The organism is Yoonia sp., assembly GCF_046498525.1.
GTDB lineage: Bacteria > Pseudomonadota > Alphaproteobacteria > Rhodobacterales > Rhodobacteraceae > Yoonia.
Genome location: NZ_JAWOAN010000182.1, coordinates 1 through 10,778, shown reverse-complemented (window position 1 = coordinate 10,778; position 10,778 = coordinate 1). Strand labels below are relative to the sequence as shown.

The 10,778-nt window shown below is 55.5% G+C and carries 13 protein-coding genes and 1 pseudogene; 10 read left to right on the top strand and 4 right to left on the bottom strand.

What is annotated here, in order from left to right; translation table 11 throughout:
* On the top strand, positions 1 to 387 hold a 387-nt coding region (locus tag R6T97_RS11570; RefSeq protein ID WP_410349444.1), incomplete at its 5' end, for a hypothetical protein.
* Positions 388 to 719: 332 nt separating this feature from the next.
* Here the strand turns inward: R6T97_RS11570 and R6T97_RS11565 are convergent.
* Positions 720 to 1,427 (bottom strand): uroporphyrinogen-III synthase, encoded by a 708-nt coding sequence (locus R6T97_RS11565; RefSeq protein ID WP_410349443.1) that lies wholly within the window; start codon positions 1,425 to 1,427, stop codon positions 720 to 722.
* Positions 1,428 to 1,496: 69 nt separating this feature from the next.
* On the opposite strand from R6T97_RS11565, the gene tsaD reads away from it, so the two are divergent.
* Genes tsaD through R6T97_RS11545 form a run of 4 tightly spaced genes read left to right on the top strand, consistent with a single transcriptional unit; the run spans position 1,497 to position 4,230 of the window.
* A complete protein-coding gene (tsaD, locus tag R6T97_RS11560) occupies positions 1,497 to 2,579 on the top strand; it encodes a tRNA (adenosine(37)-N6)-threonylcarbamoyltransferase complex transferase subunit TsaD (protein WP_410349442.1) in 1,083 nt (360 codons plus the stop codon).
* Positions 2,576 to 3,538, top strand: a complete 963-nt coding sequence (locus R6T97_RS11555) for an NAD(P)H-dependent glycerol-3-phosphate dehydrogenase (RefSeq protein ID WP_410349441.1) — start codon at positions 2,576 to 2,578, stop codon at positions 3,536 to 3,538. Before tsaD ends, R6T97_RS11555 begins: the two co-directional genes overlap by 4 nt.
* Positions 3,539 to 3,811 carry a YciI family protein gene (locus tag R6T97_RS11550; protein WP_410349440.1) on the top strand — a complete coding sequence of 91 codons (273 nt, stop codon included), beginning with the start codon at positions 3,539 to 3,541 and terminating at the stop codon, positions 3,809 to 3,811.
* Positions 3,811 to 4,230: an EVE domain-containing protein gene (locus R6T97_RS11545; RefSeq protein WP_410349439.1), complete on the top strand. Its 420-nt coding sequence runs from the start codon at positions 3,811 to 3,813 to the stop codon at positions 4,228 to 4,230. Before R6T97_RS11550 ends, R6T97_RS11545 begins: the two co-directional genes overlap by 1 nt.
* Before the next feature lie 136 nt (positions 4,231 to 4,366).
* Here R6T97_RS11545 and R6T97_RS11540 read toward each other — a convergent pair whose 3' ends face one another.
* Positions 4,367 to 5,383, bottom strand: coding sequence for an MraY family glycosyltransferase (locus tag R6T97_RS11540; protein WP_410349438.1), 1,017 nt, complete (start codon positions 5,381 to 5,383; stop codon positions 4,367 to 4,369).
* Between the two features lie 379 nt (positions 5,384 to 5,762).
* Between R6T97_RS11540 and R6T97_RS11535 the strand changes: the two genes are divergently transcribed.
* Complete coding sequence (locus R6T97_RS11535) at positions 5,763 to 6,155, top strand: VanZ family protein (RefSeq protein ID WP_410349437.1); 393 nt, start codon at positions 5,763 to 5,765, stop codon at positions 6,153 to 6,155.
* Between the two features lie 484 nt (positions 6,156 to 6,639).
* Here the strand turns inward: R6T97_RS11535 and R6T97_RS11530 are convergent, their stop codons facing one another.
* On the bottom strand, positions 6,640 to 6,948 hold the full coding sequence (locus R6T97_RS11530) for a hypothetical protein (protein WP_410349436.1): 309 nt from the start codon (positions 6,946 to 6,948) through the stop codon (positions 6,640 to 6,642).
* A gap of 286 nt (positions 6,949 to 7,234) precedes the next feature.
* On the opposite strand from R6T97_RS11530, the gene R6T97_RS11525 reads away from it, so the two are divergent.
* The 4 genes from R6T97_RS11525 to R6T97_RS11510 all read left to right on the top strand — a co-directional run bounded on the left by R6T97_RS11525 (position 7,235) and on the right by R6T97_RS11510 (position 10,214).
* On the top strand, positions 7,235 to 7,624 hold the full coding sequence (locus tag R6T97_RS11525; RefSeq protein WP_410349435.1) for a rhodanese-like domain-containing protein: 390 nt from the start codon (positions 7,235 to 7,237) through the stop codon (positions 7,622 to 7,624).
* Positions 7,625 to 7,996: 372 nt separating this feature from the next.
* Positions 7,997 to 8,701: an ABC transporter permease gene (locus R6T97_RS11520; RefSeq protein ID WP_410349434.1), complete on the top strand. Its 705-nt coding sequence runs from the start codon at positions 7,997 to 7,999 to the stop codon at positions 8,699 to 8,701.
* A 2-nt stretch (positions 8,702 to 8,703) separates the two neighbouring features.
* Positions 8,704 to 9,411: an ATP-binding cassette domain-containing protein gene (locus R6T97_RS11515; RefSeq protein ID WP_410349433.1), complete on the top strand. Its 708-nt coding sequence runs from the start codon at positions 8,704 to 8,706 to the stop codon at positions 9,409 to 9,411.
* Positions 9,408 to 10,214: a substrate-binding domain-containing protein gene (locus R6T97_RS11510; RefSeq protein ID WP_410349432.1), complete on the top strand. Its 807-nt coding sequence runs from the start codon at positions 9,408 to 9,410 to the stop codon at positions 10,212 to 10,214. The genes R6T97_RS11515 and R6T97_RS11510 overlap by 4 nt, the downstream gene beginning before the upstream one ends.
* Positions 10,215 to 10,489: 275 nt before the next feature.
* Here R6T97_RS11510 and R6T97_RS11505 read toward each other — a convergent pair.
* A pseudogene (locus R6T97_RS11505) lies at positions 10,490 to 10,778 on the bottom strand (ATP-binding protein); the annotation flags it as partial.

The window sequence follows — 10,778 nt, the reverse complement described above, 5'->3', positions numbered from 1 at the left end:
GTTTCTAAGGCGTGGCCTCCCGAGGATCGCATTGATATGTTATCTCACCGACACCATATGATACTGGCAGCGAAGGAGAATAAAAGAGAGCTATTAGAAAAATGCGCGGACAACGAGTGGTCAACAGAAAAACTTTTGATAGAATTGAGGAAGAAAAAACTGGGCATTGAAAACGAACCTGCAACTTCCGTATTACTGAAAAAAACCGAACTCGAAACCATTATTAGGTGGTTTACTTGGGTACTGGATACAGCTTACATTCAGAACTTGTCCGATATAGATAACCAGCTGATTGAAAAAATAAAGAAACGCTTAGAAACAGTAAAAACATTTCGAATTGATGAAAATACTGAAAAGGGTAAAATTGAAAAGAAAAGCTCGGTGTAGTGCTTGTACCCTAATAAGAAAAAAACTTTATAGAGTTGAATTTTTAGGGAACGTTTACTATCTTTGCCCCTTTTGCCTTTTGGATATAGGACACGCAAATTCTCTAGCTGACCTTCCATACGGCTCGCATCAATTTAGAGATTCTATAAATCGACCGATTCGGGTTTCACCGCTTCGGTTTTTGCCGTGTTTTTCGGTTCTGCTGGTGTCTTGCGACCCTTGGCTGGCTGTTTTGCCACGTTTTCACCCTTTCAGCGCCCCACCCGCCAAACCGGCAGATGATAACATAGACTATCGCGCATCAACGAGACCCTCAAGCGATCCGCCTCTGCCTACCTGCGACCGGTTAGGGACCGCAGGACATCCAAGGTTGCAGCGACCATCTCGTTCCCGTCAGGACTTTCGGCCAGCGTGACCTGCTTTGCAATCTCGGGCGAGATAGCCGATTTGACTGCCTCGCTTAGCGCTATGACATGCACCGCTGCCGCAAAAGGCCCCTCACCGTTCAATATGGTTGCGGTTCGGGGCGAGAACAGGGGGAAGACCACGCATTTCTGCGCAGAGATCGCGGACTTGGCTTCTTGCGTGAGGCGCAGGGCCTTTTGGTCATAAGCGATGACGTCTTCACAAGTCATCCCCGCTGCATTCAGGCGCGCACTGATGTCGCCGCGCGCATGCATCCCGCGGATATGCGCAAGCCTGCCACGCGGATTGGCTGCAATGATTTGTCTGACAAGCCCGTCCGCATCACCGGGGCCGGTGACCGGTTCAAAACCGGCATCACGGGCCATGTCGGATGTCTTTGAACCGACACACCAAGCAGATAGGCCTTTGGGCAAGCCAAGCTGTTCAGATGCAGATACGCCATTGGCAGAGGTGAAGATAACCGCATCGGGCGTCGTGCAAATGGTATCGACCGGCACAATCGCGATCAGCGGTGCATGGATGATCTCGACTGGGCCATCCCAGTGCAGCAAGAGTTCAGCCGCAAAGCTCTCGCTTTGGGCCTTGGGGCGGGTCAGGATCACGGTCGGCGTCATTCGGGCACCATTGTTTGCGTGCTATGGCAGTGTTACCTGCGATAGAGCGACACGCAACCGAAAGCGGCCATGACCCAGCCCCTGACCATTCTTGGCATCGAAAGCAGCTGCGACGACACGGCTGCCGCCGTTGTGCGCGGAACTGATGTGCTTGCCTCGGTCGTTTATGGGCAGACATCGCTTCATGCAGAGTTTGGCGGCGTCGTTCCCGAGATTGCGGCACGCGCCCATGCGGAAAAGCTGGACCATTGCGTGGAAGAGGCGATGGCTGAGGCTGGTCTGACGTTTGCGGACCTTGACGGCATCGCCGTCACTGCTGGGCCAGGTCTGATCGGCGGCGTTCTGTCTGGCGTGATGTGTGCCAAGGGGCTGTCGGCTGCGACGGGGTTACCCTTGATCGGCGTGAACCATCTGGCAGGCCATGCGCTCACGCCACGGCTGACCGATCAGCTGGACTACCCGTATCTGATGCTTTTGGTATCAGGCGGGCACTGTCAGTTCCTGATTGTCGAGGCGCAGGACAGATTTCAACGGATCGGTGGTACCATTGATGACGCCCCCGGCGAAGCTTTCGACAAGACCGCGCGTTTATTGGGCCTGCCGCAACCGGGTGGTCCGTCGGTCGAAATGGCGGCCCGGACGGGTGATCCCAAACGCTTCGCACTGCCGCGGCCACTCCTGAACCAGCAGGGATGCGATATGTCATTCTCGGGTCTCAAGACCGCAATTCTGCGCGCGCGTGATAGCGTTGTGTTGGAAAAGGGCGGCCTGACGGCACAGGACCAAGCGGATCTGAGCGCGAGCTTTCAAGCGGCCATCACCGATGTACTGATCGAAAAGACAAGACGGGCAGTGATTGCATACTTGCAGTTGGCGCCAGCTAAACCGGCCTTTGCAATCGCCGGTGGCGTTGCGGCAAACCAGACGATCAGAGGCGGTTTGACGACACTTTGCGCTGGGTTAGACACTGATTTCGTTGCGCCACCCTTGTGGCTATGTACCGACAACGCCGCCATGATCGCCTATTCCGGGATTGAACGGATGACAGCAGGCCATCGTGATGATCTGACCCTTTCCGCCCGCCCCCGCTGGCCTTTGGACGAACGGTCCGCACCGATGCTGGGATCTGGAAAAAAGGGGGCGAAGGCATGAAAATCGGGATCGCAGGCGCAGGCGCGTTCGGAACCGCGCTGGGTATTGTGCTGGCGCTGGATGGCAAAGAAATCCAGCTTTGGACGCGCAATCCGGATGCGGCCAGAGAAATGTCAAGAACGCGCTCCAACCCCAAGCTACCTGGTGTCGCACTGCCCGAGAAAATTACCATTTCCGTAGAGTTAGAGCCGCTTTTTGCCTGCGACACCATCCTGATCGCAATCCCCGCACAGACGCTTCCAGCGTTCTTGAAGCCGTATGCCGACAGGCTTGAAGGCAAGACTCTTGTGGCCTGCTGCAAGGGGATCGATTTGGAGCGCATGACAGGCCCCGCCAGCACGATCCGCGATCTTGCGCCGGGGGCTGTGCCTGCCATGCTCACCGGTCCTAGCTTTGCCGGCGACATTGCGCGTGGATTGCCAACAGCGCTGACTCTGGCCTGTGCGGATGATGAGCTGGGGGTGATGCTGCAGACCGTGCTTTCAACGACTAGTCTGCGGATTTACCGCACGACGGATACGATCGGCGCTGAACTGGGCGGCGCGCTCAAGAATGTGATGGCGATTGCTTCTGGTGTCGCAATCGGTGCCAAGCTGGGCGAAAGCGCGCGCGCAGCACTCATCACACGCGGATTCCCCGAAATGCAGCGCCTTGCCCTTGCCTTGGGTGCGCAACCTGACACTTTGTCCGGGCTTTCCGGTCTTGGGGATTTGGTCCTGACATGCACATCGGATCAATCCCGGAACTACCGTTATGGTCTTGCCCTTGGATCTGGAACGGACTTTGACCGGAACACGACCGTTGAAGGCGCAGCCACCGCTCGTGCCGTGCGCCAGTTGGCGGAAGAACTGGACATTGACATGCCTATTTGTACGGTTGTCGCCGACCTGACCGAAAACAAAACAGATGTCGCGACAGCGTTGAATACCCTGCTCTCACGTCCACTGAAGGAAGAATAAATGCGCTTTGCACTGATGACGAAAGACAAACCCGGCGCCCTGCAAACCCGGATGGACAACCGCGAAGCCCACCTTGCCTATGTTGCCGAAACTGGCGTGGTCGAGATGGCAGGCCCGGTCCTTGATGACGAAGGGCAAATGTGCGGATCACTGATCGTGCTGGAGGCCGAAGATCTGGCTGCAGCGCAAGCTTGGGCGGATGATGATCCCTATGCCAAGGCTGGCCTGTTCAGCGACGTGACGTTGCGGGCCTGGAAAAAGGTAATCGGCTGATGGCCTATTGGCTGTTCAAATCGGAGCCCGACGTCTGGGGATGGGATGATCAGGTCGCCAAGGGCGATGCGGGCGAAGAATGGGACGGTGTGCGCAACTATCAGGCGCGCAACAACATGCGGACCATGAAGCTGGGTGACAAAGGATTTTTCTATCACTCACGCAGTGGGCTGGAAATCGTGGGTATTGTCGAAGTCTGCGCAGAAACACATCCAGACAGCACCACGGATGATGAACGCTGGGACTGTGTCGATATCAAAGCGGTCCGGCCCTTCACGACGCCGGTAACGCTAGAGACGATCAAAGCAGACCCGCGACTTCAAGATATGGTTCTGGCGAACAACTCACGTCTGTCAGTGCAACCTGTCAGCGATGATGAGTGGCGGATCATATGTGAGTTAGGTCAGACCGAGCCCTAGGTGTTTTATCACACGGTGTGATGCTGCGATCCTTTCTCGGGAATGAAGGCAGATCGGCTTTGCCCGTTCGACCTGTACTTCAAGTCTGGCTCATACGCTTGGGTTGGCTTTTCTACGCCAAGAGTAGCCAGTTAACTCAAGTAGCAGCGCCTATATTCCGAGAGGTTTTCAGCCGCGGACGGAAGCTCCGGACTGTGGCGAGGAGAAGAGCAAAAGATCCAAAGAACAGCGCCAGAAACACCAAGACGGCCAGAAACGCTGCTAGATTGTTGTCCCAAAGGACAACCGCAACGATCTGTGGCGCGACCACAAAGGGTGCGAGGACCAGCGTGGTGAGTGAATTGGAGATATGACGCCGACCGCGTCCGAGAAAGCAAATCTCGATGGCGCGCATGACGAGTTGATGCGCATGAAGACGATCCGGCATCATCGCAGCCTTGTTCCCACGACTGCGGCGGTACATCGCCAGCAGTGTGTCAGCCAAAGGCCAGAACAGTGTCAGCAGAATGGCCCATGGCGATACATCAGGCACGTTCAGAATGACGGCAATACCAAACCAACTGAGCACGAACCCAAGCGTGTAGGCCCCGGCATCGCCCAAAAAGATCAACCCGAAAGGATAATTCACAACGAAAAACCCAAGCGTGACGGCAGCGAGCATCATACACAGGCTTACCATCGTGGCATAGCCGCCCTGATGGGCTATAAGTGCTATCGCGACGGATGCGAAGATGGCGGTCAACGCCGCAAGGCCGTTGACACCATCGATGAGGTTAAAGCCGTTAGACACACCTGCCGTGATCAGTAGGGTGAAGGGTACCCCGATAAACCAGTACTGAATCAAATGATCAAAGAACCGAACGCCGATACGTGGCAGCCAGACGTCCAACAAGACAATGACAATCAAGCTGGCCGCGCCAACTGCAAGCAGGCGCAGCCGTGGCGAGACAGGAAAACCGAGATCTTCCTTCAGTCCGATCACAAACAAAAGTGATACACCCACAAGAAATGCGATATAGCTTTGCGAGACGACAATTGGCGCAAACAAAGCGCTGCAGGCCAACGCACCAAAAATTGCGATACCACCCACACGCGGCGTCACACGCATATGCATCGCCTGCACCGCTGTCGTGTCATCTGAACGACCGCTCAACCTTGGCACAAACCGCGCCAGCGCGATCAGTGCGATGCAGCAGACAAAGGAAAGGAGCCCAAGATATAGGAGATGAAAATGTAGGTTCGGCGCTAGATCCATCTGCAGCAACTCTCCTGACATTAGAGGGAACATACTACATTTTCGTATAGAAAATACATATCATCTTTTGTAAATATTAACAAAGCGATGTCGTGGTGCGTGCCATAAATCCAAAATTGGGACAACCATAAAGTGACTTTTGAGTTCTCTATTCTCAAGCGCCGGCTGTAACGGTATTGACGCCAAAACCGACTTATTGCGACCCGACCAATCAAAATGCAGGGGTGCACCTTATGACTGCCCAGCCGGATCGCAACGCGCAGGAAAGTGGAATTTGATGTCTGTTCTATTGTTACAGCCCAGAACGGGCAAGATCCTCGCCTATGGGCTTACTACAGCATTTGCGACGCTGATCGCGCTGCTCACCTTGCTCCCGCTTCCCGCGCCGCCCCTCACCACGGAGGGTGGCGACAAGATTTACCATTTCGTGGCTTTCGCAGGACTCATGCTGCCGGTTGCAACGTTGCGAACGCAGGCGCTCGTCTGGATGATCCCGGCGGCCTTGTTCTTTGGTGCCGGCATTGAGGTTATGCAGCCTATGGTGAACCGCAGCGCTGATTTAGGAGATTTCCTTGCAGATGCCGCAGGCGTCCTGGCGGGCTCTGCATTGGGCGGGGTGGCCTCTTGGTTTTGTCTGAGCCCGGCGTCAACAGGCATTGCACCAAAGTGAACTGCGGCCGCTTCACAGACCTCTACACCGGGCCGCCAAAAGGTTTGTAGCGCAGGTGGCTGTGTACCAAGGCCGGCAGCCTCTTAAGCCCCTTGGCAGTCTGACCCTCGATCAACGTCGCCGCCACAATCCGGGCCTTCAGATCCAATGGCCACTCCCGCTTGCCGTCTGATCGCCGTGGCGCAGGGGTGAGAAACTCACTTGCAGCTCCCTCAGAGAAACTCCCTCAAATCAATGAAGTGCCTCAATCGCAGAACAAACCTCAGTGTGGACGGATAGGGCAGCCTGTCCTGACCTCGCCGAACATCTGACGCAGTTGAAGGAGTGGGTTGGGCTGATGGCTTACCGCATCACCGGTCGAACGGAGGCGTTTTTTCCGGAGGGATGCGGGTCAGATGGCCGGTGTAAGTGCATGGCTGCGGTTCATATGATGCGGCCCAAGGACTAACCGATCATTTGACGCACTTGGTATCGATTGGGCACCTCATGAGCGCATCGTCTGGAATGGACATGCCTGCACCCAATCAACGGTATTCCAGTCAATTGCCTCTGCTGGCAACGCTTTGATGATATCAAGACGATATTTCTGGCGCATCGTATCACCATCGATGTTGTGAGCAGAGAGCATGAGTTCTACCGCTATTTCAACATCGAGACTGGTCTGCTTTTTGCTACCAGCCTGATTTCGCTCGATGTCGCGCGCTACAGTGCCTTCACCGACAGATTTTTTGTAGGCCCCCTTTTTCTCATGCATGTGGAGAAATGGGACGAACGAATGTGGGAACATTTTCATTTGATATTACAGTCACTAACAACATTTACACGTCAACAGGTGTCCCCGAAGGGGAATTCACCTAGACCTTGAACGCAATGACCAAGCAGTTTGGCAAAATTGAGGGACAATAGTGGCATTTTCTAGCAATCCCAAATCAGCCCGCTCCGGATGTCGCCGCAATCCATGGACGCGCGGATCAAACCGGGGCGCGCAATTGCATCAGCCCGCCGTCAGTTATGGAGCAAAGTTGATTGTACGCGACAGGATTCTAAGGCAGGCTTCGCTTGAGCGAAGGAGATCGGATATGGAAGTCGAAAACACTGAAACAGGTAAGTTGGAAACTTGGACTCCGGAGGAAGTGGCGGCGGCCTATGAGAAAGGCGAGATCGCGCTGATCGACGTGCGGACGCCGCAAGAGTACATGTTCGAGCACATTGAGGGTGCGCTTTTGTTGCCAATGTCTTTTGTGGACGCCAGAAAGCTACCCTCTCAGGAGGGAAAGCGGCTTGTGATCTACTGCGGATCAAGCATGCGATCGGAAAAGGTTGCAAGGCAATGTCTCGCCAAGGGTATGCAACCGGTGACCCACATGAAGGATGGCTTCGCCGGTTGGAAGAAAGCGGGGTTACCGTATATCGGCACCGACATGGCCACAGGCGGCCCAACCCGTATGCAGGCTCAGAAACCGGACTGAAACGCAGGACATATGGTGCAGTGGAAATGGACGATCTTGGCCGTTGCATTGCGGTTACCTTTACCTGAGCCCAACAGGGATCACTGCTTTGCTGGACCAGATGTGGTCTGCCGCAAGTTTGACAGACCGTATGTCAAATCGCCAAAGCGGTGAAACTTTCTGACTGCCAGACATCACGGCATGATCGAGAGGGGCATCCGGAACTCCGGCCTTGGGTAGGTCCGCACGACGGCACATCGTTATGGTTGACCGGGTGTCGTTGGCGCGATCTGGAAGGTCGCGCCCCATTCAGAACCTTTTCCGTTGCTCTGCTCTTGCTTCACTCCGACAAACTTGGGAGTTACCCGCCCATCATGGAGAAGGATCCGGCACATGGTCGATCTTTGGGACGGTCTGACGCAAGCACTCTGGCTGATCGTGACCTTCGATGCGGAACTCGCGGAAATTGCACTGCGGTCGCTTTATGTGACTCTGACGGCACTGGCTATTTCATGTGTGATTGCGTTTCCACTTGCGGCGTTCCTTGCCGTCCGCAGGTTTCGATTCCGGCGTTTGATCATTGCAATTCTCAATGCACTCATGGGGTTGCCGCCCGTTGTCGTGGGCCTCGTCGTCTATGTTCTGCTGTCGCGCTCCGGCCCGTTTGGTGTGCTTGGCCTGCTTTTCACGCCAACGGCCATGATTATTGCGCAGGTCATCATCATCGTGCCGCTGATTGCCAGTATCGCGCATCAGTCCCTGCGCGACCTTTGGCATGAATACCATGATCTGTTGATTTCCATGAACGTGACGCAGACCCAGAAGATGCGCACGCTGATCTGGGATGCCCGACGCGCCTTGTTGACGGCGGCCCTTGCTGGATTTGGCCGCGGAATCGGGGAAGTTGGCGCGATCATGATCGTGGGCGGCAATATTGACCACGTCACCCGTGTCCTGACGACGGCAATCGCGCTTGAGACCGGCAAAGGTGCGTTTGGCTTGGCGCTGGCCCTGGGCTTTGTACTGATCGCGCTTACAATCGCCGTAAACCTGACGATCCACTGGCTGGGCCAGACCGAACGTGAGGGGCGGTGGTAGCGATGTTGTTCCCCTTGCAGGTGAAGGGCGCTGAAACGCGCCGCCGCGGAAAAACCCTGATAGGGCCGGTTTCCATGTATCTGAGCGGTGAAGGCGCCACGGTCATTATCGGGCCAAACGGGTCCGGTAAAACCACCCTGCTGAACCTACTGCACGGCACGGCGCGTTTACATGCCGGGACAATCGAATGGCAGGTGCCAATCGCAGAGGCGCGCGCGGTGCAATCCTTTGTCTTCCAGCGTCCGGTCATGTTGCGCCGCAGCGTCGTGGACAATATCGCCTATCCGTTGTTGATCCGGGGCGTGGCCAAACAAAAGGCGTTGGCGCAGGCACGTGACTGGGCCACCCGTGTCGGGTTGGGTGATGTGACTGAACGCGCAGCACCCAACCTATCGGGGGGCGAGCAGCAAAAGCTTGCTCTGGCCCGCGCCTTTATTACTGAACCGCAGGTCGTGTTCCTTGATGAGCCTTGCGCATCTCTTGACGGTCGCGCCACAGCCGATATCGAGGCGATCCTGCAAGACCAGAAAGTGCATGGCACGCGGCTTGTGATGTCGACCCATAATATGGGTCAGGCCCGCCGCCTTGCAGATGAGATTGTTTTTCTGCGCGGCGGGCAAGTTCATGAAACCGGCCCTGCCCGACAATTTTTCGATGCCCCGCAATCCGATGCGGCACGCGCCTTTCTGAACGGAGATATCGTAGAATGAAAAAGGTCCTAATTGCCGCAGCCCTTCTTTGGGCGACTGCCGTTCATGCGCAAGACAGCATGCGTATGGCGGTTACGACATCCTTTCACAATTCCGGGCTGGCCGACGTATTGCTGCCGGAAATTCAGGCTGATCTGGGGCTTGAGGTCCAGTTGTTGATCGTGGGAACTGGTCAGGCGCTGCGCCTTGGCGAAGCAGGCGACGTCGATGCGATCCTAGTCCACTCACGCGCCGCCGAAGAGGCATTTGTAGCCGCAGGTTACGGGACGCACCGCCGCGAGATCATGTATAACGATTTCGTCTTTGTCGGCCCGTCGGATGATCCCGCGCAAATTACAGAAGCGGCTGACGCAACCGGTAGTTTGCAACGCATTGCAGCTGCTGCTGTCCCGTTTGTCAGCCGTGGTGATGACAGCGGTACCCACAAAAAGGAGTTGAGCCTGTGGCAGGATGCGGGTCTGGATGCCGCCGGCTTTGCCGATTGGTATCGCGCCGTGGGTGCCGGTATGGGGGCTGCGCTCAACACGGCGTCGGGCATGAATGCCTATATTCTGTCAGACCGCGCCAGTTGGCTCAATTTCGGGAACAAGGGCGATCTTGCACTGCTTTATGCCGGTGATCCGGTGTTGTTCAATCAATACGCCTACCTGCCGGTCAACCCTGATCTGCATGGTCACGTAAAATCCGGTCTTGCCGTCCGGCTGGAAAAGTGGCTGACATCGCAGCGCGCGGCGGAGCTGATCAACAGCTATACGATTGAGGGTGAAACGTTGTTTGTTTTCAACGCTCAAACTGCGTATTGAATATACCCCCAGCTATGTCGTTTTGACATTATTCGCCGAAATGTCAGAAAAACCAACTGTGCGCGCAAAAAGAACAAAGCGTGATCAGATTTGATGAAACTTCTATTATATATCAATAGGTTGCTGGGCCTGGAAAATCGCAAGAAACCAGTAGAGCGCGCAGGAAACCAATAGTGCGCGCAAACTATTATGAATGGGTTCCGAGCGTCTGAAAACACAAAAAAGCCCGCGTCGATGACGCGGACCCTTGGGTCCCGAATGGTTGATGTTTGAGGTTACTCGGTCAGGGCTGCGAGAAACGGATGGTCTTTTCGATACATCGTTTCGAAGCCGCTATGCGTAAAGGGTGTCGCAGCAGGGTTCGCCTTCGTCTTTCCGACCCAGGCATCGATGTAGTGATTTGCGCGCAGGACATTTTCTTCTCCTACCCGTGCTTCACCTATGGCCCAGGTCGTCAACTTTATGATCAGACCCCATCGGAACGCACCGGCCGTCACGAGGCGATGATAGAAGTCGGTGGTCAGAATCCTTTCGTCCACTTCCAGACCGGCCTGCAACGCGTAG